The following is a 20,631-nucleotide window of genomic DNA, read 5'->3' as shown; positions in this document are numbered from 1 at the left end:
GACGAGAGATATGAGGAGATCGACGATGCCCAGCCCGCTGAGGCTCGGACGGCGCGAGTTCGGCCCGTACGAGCCGGTCATCATGGCGATCGTCAACCGCACCCCCGACTCCTTCTACGACCAGGGCGCCACGTTCCAGGACGAGCCCGCGCTCGCCCGGGTCGAGCAGGCGATCGCCGAGGGCGCCGAGATCGTCGACATCGGCGGGGTGAAGGCCGGGCCCGGTGAAGAGGTCACGGCCGAGGAGGAGGCGCGGCGCACGGTCGGGTTCGTGGCCGAGGTGCGGCGTCGCTTCCCCGACGTGATCATCAGTGTGGACACCTGGCGGCACGAGGTCGGCGAGGCGGTCTGCGAGGCGGGGGCGGATCTGCTCAACGACGCGTGGGGCGGCGTCGATCCGAAGCTCGCGGAGGTCGCGGCGCGGTATGGGGTCGGGCTCGTGTGCACGCATGCGGGTGGGGCCGAGCCGCGGACCAGGCCGCACCGGGTCGCGTACGCGGATGTGATGGCCGACATCCTGAAGGTGACCGTGGGGCTTGCGGAGCGGGCGCTTGAGCTGGGTGTTCCGCGGGAGTCGATTCTGATCGACCCCGGGCACGACTTCGGCAAGAACACGCGGCACAGTCTGGAGGCGACGCGGCGGCTCGGGGAGATGGCGGAGAGTGGGTGGCCTGTGCTCGTCTCGCTGTCCAACAAGGACTTCGTGGGTGAGACGTTGGACAAGCCCGTGAAGGAGCGGGTGATCGGGACGCTGGCGACCACGGCGGTGTCGGCGTGGTTGGGGGCGCAGGTGTATCGCGTGCATGAGGTGGCGGAGACGCGGCAGGTCCTCGACATGGTCGCCTCGATCGCTGGGCATCGGGCGCCGGCGGTGGCTCGGCGGGGGTTGGCCTGAGCTTCGGCGCTCTGCGCCTTGGTGTCGGCTTGCGTGCGGTGTCTTCCGTTTGCTGCACGCGTGCCTGCGCGTGCGGTTCGTCTTGGGTCGGTGCCGGGGTGGGGTGCCTGGTTTTCGGGCAATGCGGGCCGGTACCGAGGGACTCACGTTGTTGCCAACGGACCGCCCGAAAACCAGGCACCCCACCCCGTCCCCTCCGGCCGGTTCCGCGTCTGCCGCCCGGTGGGGCTTCCGGCCGGTCCGGCAATCCAGCCCCTGCGACGTTTGAGCAGATCCGAACGAAGTTCGGATGCGGGGTCCGGGGCGGAGCCCCGGTTTCGGGAAGGGGTGGGGAAATCAGCCCGCCGCAGGCGCCCACCCACCGGGGGTCCGGGGGCGTAGACCTCACCCGCGGCGGAGCCGAAAAGATGCAGCGGGAAGGGGCGGTCAGAGGGAGGCCTCCGTACCGTCAACTCGCTTGCGGCTGTGGAGCAGTGAGAGTGGCGGGCCGCGCAAAGCGCCCCGGTCGCCGAAGGCCCGAGGAAGGAAGCGGGTCGCCATGCGGTGGTAGCCCGCCGTGTTCGGGTGGAGGCCGTCCGGCAGGTCCGCGGCGTCCGCGGGGCCGAACAGGTCCGTGCCGTCGAGGAGTTGGAGGGCGGTGTCGCCCTCGGCGCGGCGCAAGTCGACCTGGGCGCGCAGGAGTTCACGGACGCGGGTGAGGGTCAGGCAGCCGCGCGAGCTCTCCGCCGGGCGCTCCAGCGCCGTGAAGCGGCCGTCGGGGCCGTACGGCGTCGGGCCCGGGCGGTCCTCGGCGGCCGGGCAGTGGATCGGTGTGACGATCAGGAGCGGGGTGGCGGGGTGGCCGTCGCGCACGGTGTCGAGGAAGCCGTGGAAGGCGGAGACGAAGGCGCGTTCGCGCATGCTGTCGAAGTTGACGACGTTGATGCCGAGTTCGAGGCTGATCGCGGCCGCCGGCAGGTCGCGGATCGTGCGCGCCATGAACTGGTCGAGATGGCACTGCCCGCCGAGCCCGAGGTTCACCAGGGACACTCCGGCCGCACGCGCCACGGCCGCCGGCCAGGACCCGGTGGGGCGGTCGGCTTCGGAGCACTGGCTGATCGAGCTGCCGTGGTGCACCCAGAGGGGGCCGGTGGGCGGTGCCGGCCGCAGCGAGGCGCCCTCGGGGATCCGGATGTCGAGCAGCTTCATGGCGGAGGCCACCGGGAACCAGACCTCGACCCGGCGCTCGGGACCGGGCGGACCGAGCTCGAACCGCAGCGTCGCCGGGCCGGCCGGGCTCACCCGCGTCTCGCGGGTGCGGTAGTCGATGTGGACGACCGTCTCCCGGCCGGCGTGGACCGGCGCGCGCAGCATGCCGTCGACGACGAGGTCCAGCGCTGTGCCGGGTGATTCCTCCCCCATCGGCACGAGATGCGTGAGATCGGCGTCGAGTTCCAACACCGTGGCGTCGGTGAGCACTTCGAGGCGTACGCCCGAAGGCACCGCGCTCATCAGGTCGAGCGTGGGGTCGGCGATCCGCGCCCTGGCCGCGGCGGGCACCCGCTGGAACGTGACGCCCGCATCGTCGGCCGTCGTCTCCACCGCACCGCGCACGCACGCGAGCGCGGCGGCGAGGACGGAGACCGGGGCGGATCCGCCGGTCACGACTGCAGGCCCGTGAGGACGAGGTCGGCGAGTTCGTCGCCGATGGCGGCGGGGCTCTTGCGGCCTTCCGGCCGGTACCAGGTGTGCATGGAGTTGGTGAAGCCGAAGACCGACCAGGAGACCACCTCCGGCGAGGCCTTCGCGGCGAAGACGCCGGACTCCTGGCCGTCCCTGATCACCTGGCGGAAGCCCTCCTGGTAGCGCCGCCACTGCTCCTGCATGGCCTGCCAGTGCGGGGATTCGGCGTGCCCGCCGCGGGCGAAGACCGCCGACTCCCTGGTGCTGTCCGCGGTGTGCACGACCAGGTCGACGATGATCGCGCGCAGGGTCCGCTCGGGGTCCTGCCCCTCGGCCACGATCCTTTGCAGGGAATCCAGTTCGCGGCCGAAGACCTTGCCGTAGATCTCGAAGAGGATCTCGTCCTTGGACTTGAAGTAGTGGTAGAGCGCACCCTTGGTGACGCCCGCCTTGGTGACGATCTCCTGCACGCCGGTGGCGGCGAACCCCTTCGTCGCGAACAGGTCGAGGGAGACGTCGAGGATGCGCCGGCGCACCTCCGGGTTGGGAGCCTTGGTGCGGGCCATCGCTGTCCTCCAGGTGCGCTCGCGAGGCGGATACTGCGGCTCACATCACAGCGCGGCGCCGGAACAAAGTCAATGCCGACCGGTTGGTATGCCTACGAACTCATGCTAGAAAGCGGCCATGTTCACCACGCCGCTCGAGCTCTCGGGCCCCCTCAGGTCTCCGCGCAACCTCCTGCTCGACCAGACCTACGGGGATCACGCGAGCATCCACGACCCCGCCACCGCACAGAAGTTGGGCGTCGCGGGGGCGGCCGTCGAGGGTCCCACGCACTTCAGCCAGTACGACCCGCTCGCGGCCCGGATGTGGGGCGAGAAGTGGTTCACCGAGGGCTGTCTGAGCGCGCGCTTCGAAGCGATCTGCCTGGAAGGCGAGCGGACCAGGGCGACCGGGGCCTTCGCGGGCGACAGGGCCGAGATCCGGACACTGAAGGAGGACGGGACGGTCGTCCTGTCCGGCACCGCCACCCTCGGCGACGAACCGACCGCCCTGGACGAGCGGTTGGCCCGGCTGCGCCCCCTGGAACGGCCCGTGATCTTCGAAGGCTGGACTCCCGGCCGCAAGGGCGCACGGCCCGAGCATGTGCGGATGGACTTCGAGACGCACATGGGCGATCTGTATCCGTTCACGCTGCGGCGCAAGCTGGAGACGATCACCGAGACCAGCCTCTGGTACACCGGCGCGGACAATCCCTGGGGCCGGCCGATCGTGCCGGTCGAGATGATCAGCGTGCTGTCGATGGCCACGTGGGCCGAGTCCGGTCTGACCAAGGCCGAGCCGTCCGTCGGGCTCTTCCTGGATCTCCAGATCAGGCTGCTCGGCAGCCCGGTGTTCGTGGACGAGGCCTACACCCTGGAACGCGAGATCGTCGCTCTGGGTGAGACCCGGCGTACCGAGACGGCCTGGGTGCGCACCACCGTCACGCACGAGGAGACCGGTTCCCCCGTCGCCGAGGTCCTGCTCCACCAGGGCGTCTTCAAGGAGTCGTACCCGAACTACCCCTCCTGAGCAGGGGAAATGAAGCGAGGCCCTTGGGGCTTCTACGTCACGTTTTCACATACCGACCGATCGGTATTGACAAAATTCCCCGCCCCGAGTGTGATGCATGCGATATCTCGCATGCAGTCGAGAGGGTCACCGTGAGTCACTACCGCAGCAATCTGCGCGATCTCCAGTTCAACCTGTTCGAGGTGTTCGGCCTGGACGGCCGGCTCGGCTCCGCGCCGTTCGAGGACATCGACGGTGCCACCGCCCGGGACATCCTCGGCCAGGTGGAACGGCTCGCCACGGGGCCCGTGGCCGCGTCCTTCACGGACGGCGACCGCAACCCGCCGGTGTACGACCCGGCGGCCTTCTCCGTCACCCTGCCGGAGGCCTTCCGCCGCAGCTACGAGGCGTACATGGACGCCGAGTGGTGGCGGCTCGACCTGCCGGTCGAGGCCGGCGGCACCCGCGCGCCGCGGGCGCTGTGGTGGTCGGTCATCGAGATGATCCAGGGCGCCCACGCGCCGGTCTACATGTACGGCAGCGGCCCCGGCTTCGGCGGTCTGCTGCACCGGCTCGGCACGCCCGAGCAGGCCCGTATCGGCGACCTGATGATCGAGCGGCGCTGGGGCGCATCCATGGTCCTGACCGAGCCGGAGGCCGGCTCCGATGTCGGGGCCGGGCGCACGAAGGCCGTCCGGCAGGACGACGGCAGCTGGCACATCGAGGGCGTCAAGCGGTTCATCACCTCGGGCGAGCACGATCTGGCCGAGAACATCGTGCACTTCGTCCTCGCCCGGCCGGAGGGCGCGCAGCCCGGCACGAAGGGCCTGTCGCTCTTCCTCGTACCGAAGTTCCACTTCGACCCGGAGACGGGTGAACCCGGCGAGCGCAACGGCGTGTTCGCGACGAACGTCGAGCGCAAGATGGGTCTGAAGGTCTCCACCACCTGCGAGCTGACCTTCGGCGGCGCGATACCCGCGGTGGGGCAGCTGCTCGGCGAGGTGCACGACGGCATAGCCCAGATGTTCCATGTGATCGAGTCGGCCCGTATGCAGGTGGGCGTCAAGGCGATCGCGACGCTCTCCAGCGGCTATCTGCACGCGCTCGACTACGCGCGGACCCGCGTCCAGGGCGCCGATCTCGCCCGGGCCTCGGACAAGACCGCGCCCCGGGTCACCATCGACCAACACCCGGATGTGCGCCGGATGTTGATGCTGCAGAAGGCGTACGCGGAGGGGCTGCGCGCGGTGTACCTGTACACCGCGGACTGGCTCGACCGCGGCGACGTGGACGCGAAGACCGCGGCCGCCATGAACGATCTGCTGCTGCCGGTCGTCAAGGGCGTCGGCTCCGAGCGGGCGTACGAGCAACTCGCCCTGGCCCTGCAGACGTTCGGCGGATCCGGCTATCTGCAGGACTATCCGCTGGAGCAGTACGTCCGGGACGTGAAGATCGATTCGCTGTACGAGGGCACGACCGGCATCCAGGGCCTGGACTTCTTCTTCCGGAAGATCTCCCGGGACCGCGGCGCCGCGCTGTCGATGCTGACCCGCGAGATCCAGGACTTCCTCGTGCGGATCGAGGGCGAGGGGCGGCTCAAGACCGAGCGGGCCAAGGTGAACGGGGCCCTGTGCGACGTCCGCAGCATGGTCGACGTGCTGCTCGGCTGGCAGCAGGAGTCCCGGGAACACCCCGATGCCGTCCACCGGATCGGGCAGAACACCACCCGGCTCCTGATGAGCGTCGGCGATCTCATGATCGGCTATCTCCTGGTGCGCCAAGCGGCGGTGGCGCTGGCCGCGCTGGACAACGGCTCGGCCGAGAGCGACTTCTACAACGGCAAGGTCGCGGCCGCCCGCTTCTTCACGACCACGGTGCTGCCCGAACTGGCCGCCCGTCTGGCCGTGCTGGAGCAGACGGACAACCACCTGATGGACGTGCCGGACGGGGCCTTCTGATGGCGGGGCAGCTGCACGAACTCAGCGCTCTGGAGCAGGCCGCCGCGATACGGGCCCGCGAGATCGGACCCGTCGAACTGGTCGAGCATTACCTGGGGCGGATCGCGAGCCTGAACGAGCTGGTCGGCGCGTTCTCGTACGTGGCGGTGGAGCAGGCGAGGGCCGCGGCGGTGGCGGCGGAGAAGCGGCTGGGCGAGGACGGGCTGCCGCCGCTGTTCGGCGTACCGACCGCGATCAAGGACCTGACCGGCACCAACGACATGCCGACCGCCTTCGGCTCGGCCGCCTTCCGCGGGTTCACGCCGCCGGTCGAGGCCCATCTGGTCCGGCTCCTGCGCGAGGCGGGCACGATCGGTCTGGGCAAGCTGAACTCCGCCGAGTTCGGGCTCTCCGCCTACTCCGACTCGTACGCCGGATCGGCCCGTACCCCCTGGGACCTCACCCGTACCGCGGGCGGATCCAGCGGCGGTTCGGGAGCGGCGGTGGCCGCCGGGCTCGTGCCGTTCGCGCACGGCAACGACGCGGGCGGGTCCATCCGGATCCCGGCGAGCGTCTGCGGCCTCTTCGGGTTCAAGCCCTCGCGGGGCCGGGTCAGCAACGGTCCGCTCGGGCACGACCCGGTCATCCAGCTCTGCCAGGGCCCCCTCGCCCGGACCGTCGCGGACGCCGCGGCGATGCTCGACGCGATGGCGGGTCCGGTGCCGGGCGATCTGTTCTGGGCGCCCGGACTGCCCGCCGGGGAGAGCTTTCTCGGCTGGGCGCGGCGCGAGCCCGGCAAGCTGCGGATCGGCCGGTTCAGCGATCCGGGCAGCGACGAGGTCTCCGTACACCCGGATGTGCTCGCCGCGTACGAGGAGGCCACCGAGCTCCTCGTATCGCTCGGGCATGAAGTCGAGGAGATCCAGGCGCCGTTCGGGCGGTCCATGGTCGAGGAGTTCCGGGACGTCTGGGCCGTACGGTCGCTGCGCGTGCCGGTCGCCGACGAGGACGTACTCCTTCCGCTGACCCGGCACTGGCGTGCGCGGGGCAGGGGCGTCGGCTCCGAGCGGTTCCTCGAAGCGCTGCAGGAGATCCAGCTGCGCGGCGCCCAGGCGATGGTCGCCACGCAGGCGTACGACGCGGTCCTCAGCCCGACGCTTGCGCTGCCTCCGCAGCGGCCGGAGTGGTTCAAGGAGCTCGGCCCGGAGGCCGATCTGCACCGTCAGTTCCTGGCCAGCCCTTACGCGGCGGCGCAGAACGTCACCGGCCAGCCCTCGGCGAGCGTGCCGCTGCACTGGTCGGCCGAGGGCCTGCCGATCGGCGTCATGCTGACCGGCCGACTGGGCGAGGACGCCCAACTGCTTTCCCTGTGCGCCCAATTGGAGGCCGCCAAGCCCTGGTCCGGACGGTGGCCCGATCTCTGAGCGGGTCACGCCCTGAATGTCCGCACCCCCCCCACGCACGTACTCGCCCCTCCCCCACATCTCTGTCCAGCGGTCTCGCATTCGCGCATACGCGCACCTCAGGAGGCTCCAAATGGCACGTGTCCCCCTCGCCGCGGGCGTCTGCACCCTGGCTCTCGGCCTGGCCGTGACCGGCTGCACCACCTCGGCGGACAGCACCGGCGGCGGCAAGGACGGTGGCAAGAAGGTCAAGGCCACCATCGCGACGTCCTCCGACCCGACCAGCCTGGATCCCAACCTGGGCACCGTGGCGGCCGACTTCGTCTTCGCGCGCATGCTGAACGACCAGCTGGTCCGCCGTGACGACAAGGGCGAGATCATCCCCGGCCTCGCCGCGGAGTGGAAGGCCGACGCGGCCTCCGCCGAGTTCACGCTCCGCGAGGACGCCCAGTGCACCGACGGTACGAAGCTCACCGCGTCCGGGGTGGCCAAGGTTCTGACCCGGTTCGCGGACCCGGCCACCAAGTCCACCGCCGCGAGCCAGGTGTTCGGCCCCGGCGCGAAGGTCACCGCCACCGGTGACGACGCGTCCGGCAAGGTGTCCGTGAAGCTCGACAAGCCCTGGTCCGACCTCCTTTACGGGCTCGCGCTCCCGCAGGCCGGCATCGTCTGCCCGGCCGCACTGGACAAGCCGGAGCTGCTCAAGTCCGGCAAGAAGGGCGCGGGGACGGGCGCGTACTACATGGAGTCCGCCAAGCCCGGCACCAGCTACACGCTGACCGCGGTCAAGGGCTACAACGGCTGGGCGAAGTACAAGAACATGCCGCAGGGCAAGGTGCCGGACACCGTCGAGATGCCGGTCATCCAGTCCGAGGCCACGATGGCGAACAACCTCCAGGCGGGCACCCTTGACTACGCGGCCTTCACGGGCCCGGACGTCGCCCGGTTCGTCAAGGACAAGCGGTTCACGATCAACCCGGCGCCGATCATCCGCATGATGGTGGTCTTCAACGAGCGCAAGGGCCACCCGGGCGCCGACCCGAAGGTCCGCGAGGCGATCGCCAAGACCCTGGACCGCAAGGCCTTCAACCAGGCCGTCACGCGCGGCACCGGCACCCTGATGGCCAGCATCACCGACGGCAGCGTGCCCTGCGCCAACACGGACGAGTCGCTGCTCGCCAAGACCGATGTGGCCGCCGCGAAGGACGTGCTCAAGGGCGTCAAGATCAAGCTCGTCGGTACGAACGCGGTCGCGGGCGGCTCCGGCAACGACTACGTCCAGGCCTCGCTCAAGGCCGCGGGCGCCGAGGTCTCCCTGCGCAACGCCGACAGCGCCACCTGGGGCAACGACGTCATCAGCAACAAGGGCGACTGGGACCTCACGATCCTGCCGAACCTCAACCTCACGAACCTCCTGACCACCCCGGCCAGCCTGTTCATGGGCCCGGACCCGGCCGACGGCGGACGCAACTTCCCCGGCGTGGACAACAAGGGCTTCGCGAAGGGCTTCGGCGAGGCGATGGCCACCACCGACGAGGCCGCGAAGTGCGCCGCGTGGGGCGAGGCCCAGAAGTCGCTGCTCGGCGCGCACGACGTGGTGCCACTGGCGACGGTGAACCTCAACTACACGACCGCCGCCCGGATCTCGATCGCGGCCCCCGACGGTCTGCTCGCGCCGGAGACCGTGCGCGTCGTCAAGTAGTACGCCGTCACGTAGCACCCCGACCGGCCGGGGCGACGATGCCCCGGCCGGTCTCTTCTCCCAGGTGAGGAGAGTCGTGGAGACTCTGATCGCATCCCCCGAGGCGCCCCCGGGGCCCAAGGCCGCAGCGCCGAAGACCGCCGGATCGCCCTGGCCGCGGTTCCTGCTCGGCCGCCTGGCCGGCTTCGCGGGTGTCCTCGTGATGCTGGTCGTCGGCACGTTCCTGATCGTCCAGCTGATCCCGGGCGATCCCGCCCAGGTGATGGCCGGGCCCGACGCCAGTCAGGCGCAGGTCGAGCAGATCCGGCACGAACAGGGCCTGGACAAGCCCCTGTTGGCTCAGTTCGGCGACTACGCCACAGGCCTGCTCCAGGGCGACCTCGGCTCCTCGTACACGAGCGGCATCCCGGTCTCCGAGGTCATCGCCAACCGGCTCCCCTTCACCGCCCAGATCGCCTTCCTCGCGGTGGCGATCGCCCTCGTCGTGAGCATCCCGCTGGGGATGGCGATCGCGGTGGCCTGCCGGGGCGGCCGGCGCAGGACGCTCGACACCGCCTTCACCTCGGTGACCGCGGTCCTCGGCTCGATCCCCGAGTTCGTGCTCGCGACCCTGCTGATCATGTTCTTCGCGATCAAGCTCAACATGTTCCCGCCGTCGGGCGCCGCCACGCTCGACTCGATGGTGCTGCCGATCCTGGCGCTGACCATCGCGCCGATCTGCACCCTTGCGCGCGTGGTGCGGCGCGAGACCGCGACGGTCCTCGCGATGGACTACATGCGCACCGCGAAAGGCCGCCGCCTCAAGGCACTGCGGCTGTACGGGCGTCACGCGCTGCCCAACCTGATGACCAGCACCCTGACGCTCGGCGGCCTGGTCCTGACCGGTCTGCTCGGGGGCGCGGTCATCGTCGAGTTCGTCTTCCAGTGGCCCGGGCTCGGCACGGGCGTGCTCGACGCCCTCGTCAAGCGCGACTACCCCGTGATCCAGGGCGTCGTGCTGCTGCTCGGCATCCTGGCCACCCTGCTCAACCTCCTCGTGGACGTCGTCCTCGGCCTCCTCGACCCCCGCAGCCTCCGCGGAAAGGCGGGCGACGCATGATGCAGAAGCTGCGCAGGTCCCCTGCGCTGATGCTCGGCCTCGCCGGGCTCGCGTTCTTCGTGGTCCTCGGCATCGTCGCCCCGTTCATCTGGACGGACCGGGCCGAAACCCTCACCGACCAGACCCACTTGGCGGCCTCCGCCGAGCACTGGTTCGGCACCGACGCGCTCGGCCGGGACATCTTCGCCCGCACGATGGTCGCGACCCGGCTCACGCTCCTGATGTGCCTGGCCACGACGGCGATCGCCGCGGTGGGCGGCATCGGGTTCGGTGCGGCGATCTGGGTGGGGGGCCCGCGCGTGCGGGCGCTCGGGCAGCGCGTGATCGACGTGCTCATCTCGTATCCCAGCGTCATCTTCGCCCTGGCCATGGTCGCGATCCTCGGCCCGGGCGTGGGCACCTCGATCGTGGCGATCGGCCTGGCGACCTGCCCCGCCTTCGCGCGGCTGACCACCAACCTCGCCGCGTCCATCGCGGGCCGCGACTTCGTCTCCACCGCGCGGCTGCTGGGCGTTCCGCCCTCCCGGCTGCTGCGCCGGCACATCCTGCCCAACATCGCGGAGCCGCTGCTGGTGCTGCTCTCGGTGGCGTTCACCGTCTCGCTCAAGGCGCTGTCCGGCCTGTCCTTCCTCGGAGTCGGCGTCCAGGCGCCGGACTATGACTGGGGAGCCGTGCTCCACAAGGGACTCGAGGGCATCTACCTCAACCCCTGGCCCGCGCTCGGCCCCTCCCTCGTGATCATCCTGGCCGGCCTCTCCGGCGGCCTGATCGGCGACGGGCTCGCGGCCGCGGTCAATCCGGCGGCCGGACGGAAGCGCGGCTACCGGGCCAAGGTCGAGGCGCTCACCTCCGTGCCCGCGTACGACGCGCACGACGAGGACGCGCTCGCCGTCGCGGACAGGCTGAGCGTCGTCCTGCCCGACGGGACGCGCCTGGTGGACGAGGTCTCGTTCGCCATCAAGCCCAGTGAAGTCCTGGGCCTGGTGGGCGAGTCGGGCTCGGGCAAGAGCCTGACCGCGATGGCCCTGGCCAAGCTGCTTCCGGACGACCTCACCGCGGTGGCCGGGACGCTCAAGGTCGGCGACCTCGATCTGAACGGCAGGCCGCCGGCCGGGCGGCTCGCCACCGAGATCGGCATCGTCTACCAGGACCCTTCGGCCTCGTTCAACCCCACGCTCAAGCTCGGCGGCCAGCTCACCGAGACACTCCGTAAGCATGGCGGCGCGTCCCGCGCGGCCGCGGCCGAGCAGGCCGTGGGCCAACTGGCCGCCGCTCGCGTCACGTTGCCCGAGCAGCGGCTCAAGCAGTACCCGTACGAGCTGTCCGGCGGGATGCGGCAGCGGGCCATGATCGCCTCGGCGCTGCTCACCTCGCCGAAGCTCCTGATCGCCGACGAGCCCACCACGGCGCTCGACGTGACGGTCCAGGCCGAGGTGCTCGGGCTGCTTCGCGAGGCCAACGAGCGCGACGGCACCGCGATCCTGCTGATCTCGCACGACGTCGGGGTGATCTCCGCGATCTGCGACCGGGTCGTCGTCATGTACGCGGGCCGCATCGTGGAGACCCTGCCCATCGAGCGGCTGCGCGCGGGCGAGGCCGAACACCCGTATACGCACGCCCTGTTGGCCGCCACGCCGACGCTGCACTCGCCGGTGGACGAGCCGCTGTCCTCGATACCCGGCCGCCCGCCCCACCCGGCGGGCCGCCCCGCAGGCTGCGCCTTCGCGTCGCGCTGTCCGCTGGCCCGGCAGCAGTGCCACGACGAACTGCCGGTGCTCACGGTCACGGACACGGGCGCCACCGCCTGCCACGCGCTCCACTGGGACAAGGAGGTCCTCGCATGACGGACGCGATACAGAAGGCGGGGGCGGGAACCACGACAGTGCTCGAAGTCCAGGACCTGGACGTCGCCTTCGGCAAGCACCACGTACTGAAAGAAGTCAGCCTGACCGTCCCCCAGGGCCGCACCCTGGGCCTCGTCGGCGAGTCCGGGTCGGGCAAGTCCACGCTGGCCAAGGCGATCGTGGGTCTGGTGAAGCCGGCCGGCGGACGGATCCTGCTCGACGGTGTGGACCTCACGCACACGAAGCGGACGGTCGCGGTGCGCCGCCGGGTGCAGATGATCCCGCAGGACCCGTACTCCTCGCTCAACCCCCGGATGACCATCGGCGAGACCCTCGCCGAAGCGCTCGATCCGCGGCGCGCGAGCGTGAAGGCGCACCGTACGGAGATCGAGGCGCTGCTCAACCGCGTCGCGCTCGACGGCGAGGTGGCCGCCCGCCATCCGCAGGAGTTCTCCGGCGGCCAGCGCCAGCGGATCGCGGTGGCCCGTGCGCTCGCCGTACGGCCGGCGCTGATCATCGCGGACGAGGTGACCTCGGCGCTCGACACCTCCGTTCAGGCGGAGGTGCTCGGCGTCCTGCGCGAGCTGCGCCGCGAGCTCGACCTCACGATGCTCTTCATCTCCCACGACCTGGCCGTGGTGCGCCATGTCTGTGACGAGGTGGCGGTGCTCAAGGACGGAGAGCTGGTCGAACTCGCCGCGCGAGACGCCCTGTTCGGCGAACCGCGGCATCCGTACACACGGCTGCTCCTGGACAGCGTTCCGGACGGCGGGCCCCTGCGTACGGCCGGCTGAGGCCCGCCGCCGGGCCGCTACTTGCCCGTCTCCTTGGTCACCAGGGCGACGGCCTCGTCCACGCTGTCCGTCACGTGGAAGAGAAGCAGATCCTTCTCGGAGGCCTTGCCCTGCGCGATCACCGTGTCGCGCAGCCAGTCGACCAGGCCGCTCCAGTACGCCGAGCCGAAGAGCACGATCGGGAACCGGGTGACCTTCCGCGTCTGGACGAGGGTCAGGGCCTCGAAGAGCTCGTCGAGGGTGCCGAGGCCGCCCGGCAGGACCACAAAGCCCTGCGCGTACTTCACGAACATCATCTTGCGCACGAAGAAGTAGCGGAAGTTGACCCCGATGTCGACGTGCTCGTTGAGGCCCTGCTCGAAGGGGAGCTCGATACCGAGGCCGACGGAGACACCGTTGGCCTCGCGCGCCCCCTTGTTGGCGGCCTCCATCGCGCCGGGCCCGCCGCCGGTGATGACGGCGAAGCCCGCCTCGACGAGAGCGCGGCCGATCGCGACGCCCGCGTCGTACTCCGGGGTGTCGGCCGGGGTCCTCGCGGAGCCGAACACGCTGATCGCGCTGGGGAGTTCGGCGAGCGTGCCGAAGCCCTCGACGAACTCCGACTGGATCCGCATCACCCGCCAGGGATCGGTGTGCACCCACTCCGAGTCGCCCTCGGTGTCGAGCAGGCGCCGGTCGGTGGTGTCGTGCGTGACCTGTTCCCGTCGCCGCACCACCGGACCGAGGTACTGCTCCTGCGGCTCCCCCTGCGCTCCCGGACTGCCCATGACCTTCTCCTTCCGCTGGTGCGCATGCCTTGCGGCGTGCTTGATCAGGGTAGGTCGGTTGGGGTTGCCGGGCGGGGAATTACGGGCGTGCGGGCGGTGGCGGGTGCGGGGCGGTGGCGCCCGCTAGGCGGTGAGCCACTCCCGCAGGGCGATCTCGCCCGCCAGGATCTTCGCCGTGTCCACCCGCTCGTCCACCTTGTGGGCGTAGATCGGGTTGCCCGGGCCGAAGTTCACGGCCGGTACGCCGAGGGCGCTGAAGCGGGCCACGTCGGTCCAGCCGAACTTGGGGCGCGGCTCGCCGCCGACCACCTTCAGGAAGGCCTCGGCCGTCGGGTGCGTCAGACCCGGGCGGGCGCCGCCCGAGTGGTCGTCGACCACGAACTCGTCGACGTCGCAGTCCGCGAAGAAGTCCTGTACGAAGGCGAGAGCGTTCTCCATGTCGCGGTCGGGCGCGTAGCGGAAGTTGACCACCAGGGTGGCCTCGTCGGGGATCACGTTGCCCGCGACGCCGCCCTCCACCCGTACGGCATTGAGTCCCTCGTGGAACTGCAGCCCGTCGACCACCGGCTTGCGCGGCTCGTACGCGGCGAGGGCGGCCAGGGCCTTCGAGGCGCGGTGGATGGCGTTGGAGCCCATCCAGGCGCGCGCCGAGTGCGCCCGCTCCCCCTTGAACTTCAGGAAGACCCGCAGCGTGCCCTGGCAGCCGCCCTCGACGAGGCCCTCGGTGCCTTCGAGCAGGATCGCGAAGTCGCCCGCGAGCCAGTCGGGGTGGGCCTCGGCGACCTTGCCGAGTCCGTTGAGGTGGGCGGCGACCTCTTCGTTGTCGTAGAAGACGAAGGTCAGGTCGCGGTTGGGCGCGGGCACGGTCTGCGCGATGCGCAGCTGGACGGCGACACCGGACTTCATGTCGCTGGTGCCGCAGCCCCAGAGCGTGCCGTCCTCGTCGAGGCGCGAGGGCACGTTGTCCGCGATCGGGACCGTGTCGATGTGGCCGGCCAGGATGACGCGCTCGCTGTGGCCGAGGTGGGTGCGGGCCACGATGTTGTTGCCGAAGCGGTCGACCGTCAGATGCGGCAGGGCGCGCAGCGCCGTCTCGATCGCGTCGGCAAGGGGCTTCTCCGAGCCGCTCGGCGAGGCGAAGTCGACGAGCTGGGCGGTGAGCTTCGCCGCGTCGGCGTCGAGGTCGAGGGAGGTCGGCTGGGGGTACGGGGTCTGCTGGTCGGCCATGGTGGCGAGCCTAACGTCCGGGTCGGGTGAGGACCGTGCCCGTCCGTGGTGCGGACTCCAGTACGGTGGTCCGCGTGCCTGGTCAGTCCCCCGCCGTCGCAGGCCGCGGCCGTCTTGTGAGGTACGGCGCGGCCTTCGTCGTGCTGCTCGCGCTCGCGGGGTATCTGGTCGTCCAGTACGAGGGCGGCGGCAGGCCCGCGCCGCGCTGCACCGTCGTCGGTGCGGGCGGCGCCGCGTACGAGATGACGTACGAGCAGGCCGAGAACGCGGCGACGATCTCCGCGGTCGGCACCGCGCACAAGATGCCCGAGCGTGCCGTGACCATCGCGCTCGCGACCGCACTGCAGGAGTCCGGGCTTCGCAACATCAGCCACGGCGACCGCGATTCGGTCGGCCTCTTCCAGCAGCGGCCCTCGCAGGGCTGGGGCACGGTCGAGCAGATCATGGACCCGGTGTACTCGGCCGGGAAGTTCTACGACGGCCTCAAGGACGTGCCCGGCTACTCGCGGCTTCCGCTGACGGTCGCCGCGCAGAAGGTGCAGCGCAGCGGGTTCCCGCAGGCGTACGCCAAGCACGAGCCGGATGCCGCGCTGCTTTCGGCCGCGCTCACCGGGCGGGCCGCGGGTGCGCTGAAGTGCGAGGGTCCCGCGGCCGTGCAGGCCGGTGATCCGGCCGAGGTCCGCTCGCTGCTCGCGCGGGACTTCGGCAAGGGCGTACTGCCGCGTACGGAGTCGGCCGGGGCCGAGGTCACGGACGACAAGAAGGCCGCCGAGCAGGAGCGCACCGTGCACGTACCGGTGACGGCCGGCGACGAGCGGCGCGGCTGGGAGCTCGCGCAGTGGGCCGTGGCGCAGGCCTCGGCGCTGCATCTCGAGCGGGTCGTGTACGACGGTCGCGAGTGGGTCGCCGGCGAGAACGACGGGCAGTGGCGCGACGCCGGGCCCGGTGCGGGTTCCGGCAAGGACGCGGGCGCCGCAGAGGTCCTCATCGTCACCGCGTCCTGAGCCCGGCGGCCGCCGCGAGACCTCCGGAACGTCAGTGGGCAGCCGTGCGGTCGTTCACCCGTGAGAGTTAGCCCGGTGGCGTACGCGCGACCTCTGGGACCAGTTTTTCTACGTACGGTCCCCTGGTCCTCAAATCCCTTGAGAACAAAGGGAAGTGGCGCGTCCACAAGCCCCGGCGAAGGGCCGATTTTGCCCGGATTTCGCCGCAGACGATGATGCGACGCATTGCCAACTCTTTACGTTGCCGGACCGCAACCTTCCCGCGCTTCGAGCGGTAGTCACGGCGTCCGTACGCCGGATGCGGCAGTCCGTGAGCCGGATCCGGCAGGACAGAAAACGTTCTACTTCCCCGTCCAAAAGGAGCATCATGTCCCTCCCCCTGACCCGTCGGATCGCCCGTGCCGCGCTGCTCACCGCAGCGGGAGCGGCCTCCGCGGTCGGTGCGGCCGGCTCCGCGAGCGCCGTCGACCTCCCGGCCGCACCCGACCTCGGCGGGCTGACCGCCCTGGACGGCGCGGGCCTCGGCGACACCATCGACAGCACCGCGCAGAACGTCTCGGGCCTCGCGGGCGATGCCGGCTCCAAGACCGTGAAGAAGGCCGTACCGACCGCGGGCAAGACCGTCGGCAAGGCCGGCAAGACCGCCACGCCCGCCGTGCAGAAGGCCGCCGGCGAGGTCGCCGGCAGCGCCGGCAAGGTGCTCGGCGAGAGCGCCAAGGCCGCGACCGAGGACGGACTGCCGGTCGTGGGCTCGGGCCTGCCCACCGACGCGCTGACCAAGGGCGGTCTGCCCACCGACGCCGTGACCAAGGGCGGTCTGCCCACCGACGCCGTGACCAAGGGCGGTCTGCCCACCGACGGTCTCACCAAGGGCGGCCTGCCCACCGACGGCCTGACCAAGGGCGGTCTGCCGGTCGCGGGCGGCGGTCTGCCCACCGACGGCCTGATGGGCGGCCTGCCGATCGGCGGCTGATCCGCGGACGCGTCCGTATGCGAAAGGGGCCTGGGAGCAACTCCCGGGCCCCTTCGGCCTGTTCGGCACCTCCTGTGCGGCGGTCAGGCGCCTCTTGATCCGCAGGTCAGCCCTTGCGCAGCCGCTCCACGGCCGCCGCGACCCGCTCGTCCGTGGCCGTGAAGGCCACGCGTACGAAGGTCCGGCCGGCCTCGCCGTAGAACTCGCCGGGCGCGACCAGGATGCCGAGCGAGGCGAGATGCGCCACCGTCTCCCAGCAGTCCTCGTCGCGGGTGGCCCACAGATAGAGGCTGGCCTCGCTGTGCTCGATACGGAACCCGTGCCCGGTCAGCGCCTCGCGCAGCGCCTCGCGGCGGGCCGCGTAGCGGGCGCGCTGCTCGGCCACGTGCGCGTCGTCGCCGAGCGCCACGGCGGCCGCGGCCTGCACGGGAGCGGCGGTCATCATGCCGCCGTGCTTGCGGATCTGCAGCAGGTCGTACAGGTGGTTCTCGTCGCCCGCGAGGAACGCGAAGCGGTAGCCCGCGAGGTTGGAGCGCTTGGAGAGCGAGTGCACCGCGATCAGGCCCTCGTACGAGCCGCCGCAGACCTCCGGGTGCAGCACGGAGACCGGCTCGGCCTCCCAGCCGAGCTCCAGGTAGCACTCGTCGGAGACGACGAGGATGGAGTGCTCGCGGGCCCAGGCCACGATCCGGATCAGCTCGTCCTTGGTGAGGACGCGGCCGGTGGGGTTGGAGGGCGAGTTGAGCCACAGGAGCTTGATGCCGGTGGGGTCGAGCTCCGTCGGGTCGTCGTACGCGACGTAGTCGGCGCGGGCCAGACGAGCGCCCACCTCGTACGTCGGGTACGCGAGCCGCGGGTACGCCACCTTGTCACCGGGGCCCAGACCGAGCTGGGTCGGCAGCCAGGCGACGAGTTCCTTGGAGCCGACGGTCGGCAGCACATTGCGGTGCGTGAACCCGCTTGCACCGAGCCGCCGTTCGCACCAGCCGACGAGCGCGTCCCGCAGCTCGGCCGTGCCCCACACCGTGGGGTAGCCGGGCGAGTCCGCCGCGTCCACCAGGGCTTTTCGGATCAGCTCGGGCACCGGGTCCACCGGGGTGCCGACCGACAGGTCGACGATGCCGTCCGCGTGGGCGGCGGCGGTGGCCTTGTACGGCTCGAGCTTGTCCCAGGGGAAGACAGGCAGACGGTCGGAGACTGCGCTCACGAAGGTGCTCACTTTCTCGTACGTACAGAAAACACCTCGGCCCCGTACGGCAGTCGGTCAACTGCCGTACGGGGACCGGAAAGGCGTGGTGCCGCTCGGAACTACTGGTTCTGCGGCGGCAGGCCGGCGATGAACGGGTGGTCGCGCTCGATCAGGCCGAGCTTGCTGGCACCGCCCGGGGAGCCGAGCTCGTCGAAGAACTCGACGTTCGCCTTGTAGTAGTCCTTCCACTCCTCAGGAGTGTCGTCCTCATAGAAGATCGCCTCGACCGGGCAGACCGGCTCGCAGGCGCCGCAGTCGACGCACTCATCCGGGTGGATGTACAAGGACCGGGAGCCCTCGTAGATGCAGTCGACCGGGCACTCCTCGATGCACGCCTTGTCCTTGACGTCGACACAAGGCTGCGCGATGACGTAAGTCACGCTGTCGTTCCTCCTCGATAGGGCGCTGGCGGGCCTCCTGGGCCTCCGCCACCTGGCGCGCGGGAGCGCGGCGTCGTCGATGCCCGCACCTAGTATCTCCGTTCCGGGGCATGATCCGAACAGGAGGGGCGGACTGAGCTGTGGAAATCATCGGTGGCGGTCTTCTCGAAATCCGCATCAACCGCTCTGACGTGGGCAAACGGGTCTCCGTCCGAGCCGTGACCGATCCCGGGACACCGGGTGGGAAGTTCACCGACACGGTGGGGGTTCTCACATCGTGGACCGACGGTGTGCTGCTCATCACACGACGTGACGGTACGGCTGTCCGTATCCCGGAATCCCGCCTGGTCGCGGGCAAAATCGTTCCCGCCGCTCCGGCGCGCAGGCGGGGACCTGCGACGTCCTTCGATGAGCTGGCGCGGGTGACGGCGCGCGGCTGGCAGCCGGTCGAGAGCGAGCCGCTCGGCGACTGGGAGCTGCGGGCCGCGGACGGCTTCACGCGGCGCGCCAATTCGGTGCTCGCGCTCGGCTCCCCCGGGATGCCGCTCGACGAGGCGCTGTCCCGCGTACGGGAGTGGTACGCGGAGCGCGGGCTGCCTCCGTTCGTCCAGACGTCGACCGGGGCCGAGGGCACGCATGAACTGCTGTGCGCCGAGCTGGAGTCGAGGGGCTGGCTGCCCGAGACGTATGCGCAGGTGCGGATCGGGGGGCTCGCGCCGGTCGGGGACATCGATGCCGATGTGGCGCGGGTGCGGCTCTCGCGGACCTGTGACGAGGCGTGGCTGAGCCGGTACCAGCGCTTCGGCGAGGGCTCCCCCGCCGTGCTCAAGGTGCTGCACAACGGGCCCTCGGTCTGGTTCGCGTCCGTGCCCGCCGGGAGCGGGGCGCCCGCGGCGATCGGGCGGTGTGTGGTCGACGGGCGGTGGGCCGGGTTCATGGCGGTCGAGGTCGACCCCGCGTACCGGCGCCAGGGGCTCGCCACCGCGGTGATGACGGCGCTCGCCCGGCGGGCGCTCGACGAGGGCGCCTCGGCGGCCTGGCTGCAGGTCGAGGCGGGCAACTCGGGGGCGCAGGCGATGTATGACGCCATGGGCTTCGCGGTCCATCACCACTACCACTACCACCGGCCCGCGGAGCCGTCCTGAGCCATGACCGAGTCGCAGTGGCGTGACCAGTTCGCCGAGGAGGCCCGGGCCGAACGGCCGGACCTCGCTCTGCTGTGTCTGCTCATCGGGGCGGAGGCCGAGGGGGCGGTGGATTCGACGGTGATCGACACGGCGCAGGTCGAGCTCGACCGGCTCGCGGGGCTCCTTCCGTACCGCCCCGGCGCGCCCCTCGCGTGGGCGCGTGCGGTGGGTGAACTCCTCGGTGAGCGCTGTGGGTTCCGGGGTGCGCCGGCCGACTACCAGCGGCTCGAATCCTCGCTTCTGCACGAGGTCCTGCGGCGCCGGCGAGGGCTGCCGATCCTGCTCTCGGTGGTCTGGATGGAGGTCGCGCGGCGGGCGGGTGCGCCCGTTTACGGAGTCGCGCTGCCGGGTCACTTCGTCGTCGGCTTCGGCGAGGCGGGGGCCGAGCCGGTGCTCGCCGATCCCTTCGAGGGCGGGCGGGTCCTGAGCGGCAACGACGCGGAGCTGCTGGTCGCCGGCGCCACCGGGGCTCCGCTCCATCCCTCGATGCTGCGTCCCGCCTCGCCGCTCGACACCGTGCTGCGGATTCTGAACAACATCCGGGCGTGGGCGGCGGCGCGTCCCGAGAAGTCGGGGGTGGCGCTGTGGGCGGTGGAACTCTCGCTGCTGCTGCCCTCGCATCCGGCGCGGCTGCGGTACGAGCGGGCTCAACTGCTGCTGCAGCGCGGTGAGTTCGTACGGGGGGCGGTGGAGCTCGAGGCGTACGCGGATGTGGTCGATGCGGTGGATCGGGGGGTGGCGGAGCGGGTGCGGGTTGAGGCTCGGGGGGCTCGGGCCCGGCTCAACTGACGCCTGGGGGCGGGTGGGTTGCCGAGTGCGGGTGGGTGGCGCCTGCGGCGGACCCTTCTCCCCGCCCCGCCCCGCCCCTTCCCGAAACCGGGGCTGCGCCCCGGACCCCTGCATCCGAACTTCGTTCGGATCTGCTCAAACGCCGCAGGGGCTGAAAGATCCGCAGGG

At 71.0% G+C, this 20,631-nt stretch carries 18 protein-coding genes; 12 read left to right on the top strand and 6 right to left on the bottom strand.

Translation table 11 applies throughout. From position 1 onward, the window contains the following. Window positions 1–25 precede the first annotated feature (25 nt). On the top strand, window positions 26–895 hold the full coding sequence (gene folP, locus H9Y04_RS00700; RefSeq protein WP_187811619.1) for a dihydropteroate synthase: 870 nt from the start codon (window positions 26–28) through the stop codon (window positions 893–895). 426 nt (window positions 896–1,321) lie between these two features. Here folP and H9Y04_RS47930 read toward each other — a convergent pair whose 3' ends face one another. Further along, window positions 1,322–2,539 carry an SGNH/GDSL hydrolase family protein gene (locus H9Y04_RS47930; protein ID WP_187811618.1) on the bottom strand — a complete coding sequence of 406 codons (1,218 nt, stop codon included), beginning with the start codon at window positions 2,537–2,539 and terminating at the stop codon, window positions 1,322–1,324. Further along, a complete protein-coding gene (locus H9Y04_RS00690; protein ID WP_187811617.1) occupies window positions 2,536–3,123 on the bottom strand; it encodes a TetR/AcrR family transcriptional regulator in 588 nt (195 codons plus the stop codon). Before H9Y04_RS00690 ends, H9Y04_RS47930 begins: the two co-directional genes overlap by 4 nt. Before the next feature lie 118 nt (window positions 3,124–3,241). On the opposite strand from H9Y04_RS00690, the gene H9Y04_RS00685 reads away from it, so the two are divergent. From H9Y04_RS00685 to H9Y04_RS00655, 7 genes are all read left to right on the top strand, one after another. Next, window positions 3,242–4,129 carry a hypothetical protein gene (locus H9Y04_RS00685; protein ID WP_187811616.1) on the top strand — a complete coding sequence of 296 codons (888 nt, stop codon included), beginning with the start codon at window positions 3,242–3,244 and terminating at the stop codon, window positions 4,127–4,129. Between the two features lie 131 nt (window positions 4,130–4,260). Next, on the top strand, window positions 4,261–6,066 hold the full coding sequence (locus H9Y04_RS00680) for an acyl-CoA dehydrogenase (protein ID WP_187811615.1): 1,806 nt from the start codon (window positions 4,261–4,263) through the stop codon (window positions 6,064–6,066). Next, window positions 6,066–7,469, top strand: coding sequence for an amidase (locus tag H9Y04_RS00675; protein WP_187811614.1), 1,404 nt, complete (start codon window positions 6,066–6,068; stop codon window positions 7,467–7,469). The genes H9Y04_RS00680 and H9Y04_RS00675 overlap by 1 nt, the downstream gene beginning before the upstream one ends. 112 nt (window positions 7,470–7,581) lie before the next feature. After that, window positions 7,582–9,150 (top strand): ABC transporter substrate-binding protein, encoded by a 1,569-nt coding sequence (locus H9Y04_RS00670; protein WP_187811613.1) that lies wholly within the window; start codon window positions 7,582–7,584, stop codon window positions 9,148–9,150. Window positions 9,151–9,226: 76 nt separating this feature from the next. Beyond that, window positions 9,227–10,249, top strand: a complete 1,023-nt coding sequence (locus H9Y04_RS00665; RefSeq protein ID WP_214660695.1) for an ABC transporter permease — start codon at window positions 9,227–9,229, stop codon at window positions 10,247–10,249. Further along, a complete protein-coding gene (locus tag H9Y04_RS00660; RefSeq protein ID WP_214660694.1) occupies window positions 10,246–12,093 on the top strand; it encodes a dipeptide/oligopeptide/nickel ABC transporter permease/ATP-binding protein in 1,848 nt (615 codons plus the stop codon). Before H9Y04_RS00665 ends, H9Y04_RS00660 begins: the two co-directional genes overlap by 4 nt. Continuing rightward, window positions 12,090–12,887 (top strand): ATP-binding cassette domain-containing protein, encoded by a 798-nt coding sequence (locus tag H9Y04_RS00655; protein WP_187811612.1) that lies wholly within the window; start codon window positions 12,090–12,092, stop codon window positions 12,885–12,887. Before H9Y04_RS00660 ends, H9Y04_RS00655 begins: the two co-directional genes overlap by 4 nt. Window positions 12,888–12,904: 17 nt before the next feature. Here H9Y04_RS00655 and H9Y04_RS00650 read toward each other — a convergent pair whose 3' ends face one another. Together H9Y04_RS00650 and dapE are read right to left on the bottom strand one after the other, a co-directional pair. Next, complete coding sequence (locus tag H9Y04_RS00650; RefSeq protein ID WP_187811611.1) at window positions 12,905–13,654, bottom strand: LOG family protein; 750 nt, start codon at window positions 13,652–13,654, stop codon at window positions 12,905–12,907. 123 nt (window positions 13,655–13,777) lie between these two features. Further along, on the bottom strand, window positions 13,778–14,881 hold the full coding sequence (gene dapE, locus H9Y04_RS00645; protein WP_187811610.1) for a succinyl-diaminopimelate desuccinylase: 1,104 nt from the start codon (window positions 14,879–14,881) through the stop codon (window positions 13,778–13,780). A 74-nt stretch (window positions 14,882–14,955) separates the two neighbouring features. Between dapE and H9Y04_RS00640 the strand changes: the two genes are divergently transcribed. Both H9Y04_RS00640 and H9Y04_RS00635 read left to right on the top strand, forming a co-directional pair. Then, window positions 14,956–15,885 carry a heavy metal transporter gene (locus tag H9Y04_RS00640; protein WP_187811609.1) on the top strand — a complete coding sequence of 310 codons (930 nt, stop codon included), beginning with the start codon at window positions 14,956–14,958 and terminating at the stop codon, window positions 15,883–15,885. Between the two features lie 367 nt (window positions 15,886–16,252). Continuing rightward, complete coding sequence (locus tag H9Y04_RS00635; protein WP_438818053.1) at window positions 16,253–16,858, top strand: ATP-binding protein; 606 nt, start codon at window positions 16,253–16,255, stop codon at window positions 16,856–16,858. Window positions 16,859–16,964: 106 nt separating this feature from the next. On the opposite strand, the gene dapC is transcribed toward H9Y04_RS00635, so the two are convergent. Beyond that, entirely contained in the window at window positions 16,965–18,065 is a 1,101-nt protein-coding gene (gene dapC / locus H9Y04_RS00630; protein WP_187811608.1) for a succinyldiaminopimelate transaminase, read from the bottom strand. A 101-nt stretch (window positions 18,066–18,166) separates the two neighbouring features. Beyond that, the gene (gene fdxA, locus H9Y04_RS00625) at window positions 18,167–18,487 is read right to left on the bottom strand and encodes a ferredoxin (protein ID WP_187811607.1); all 321 of its coding nucleotides are present in this window, start codon (window positions 18,485–18,487) and stop codon (window positions 18,167–18,169) included. Window positions 18,488–18,627: 140 nt separating this feature from the next. Between fdxA and H9Y04_RS00620 the strand changes: the two genes are divergently transcribed. Continuing rightward, on the top strand, window positions 18,628–19,632 hold the full coding sequence (locus H9Y04_RS00620) for a GNAT family N-acetyltransferase (RefSeq protein ID WP_187811606.1): 1,005 nt from the start codon (window positions 18,628–18,630) through the stop codon (window positions 19,630–19,632). Window positions 19,633–19,635: 3 nt separating this feature from the next. Further along, a complete protein-coding gene (locus tag H9Y04_RS00615) occupies window positions 19,636–20,463 on the top strand; it encodes a transglutaminase family protein (RefSeq protein ID WP_187811605.1) in 828 nt (275 codons plus the stop codon). Window positions 20,464–20,631 lie beyond the last annotated feature (168 nt).

The organism is Streptomyces polyasparticus, from assembly GCF_014493765.1.
Taxonomy (GTDB): domain Bacteria; phylum Actinomycetota; class Actinomycetes; order Streptomycetales; family Streptomycetaceae; genus Streptomyces; species Streptomyces polyasparticus.
The sequence above is the reverse complement of the archived record's forward strand: the minus strand, read 5'-3'. Positions and strand labels throughout refer to the sequence as shown.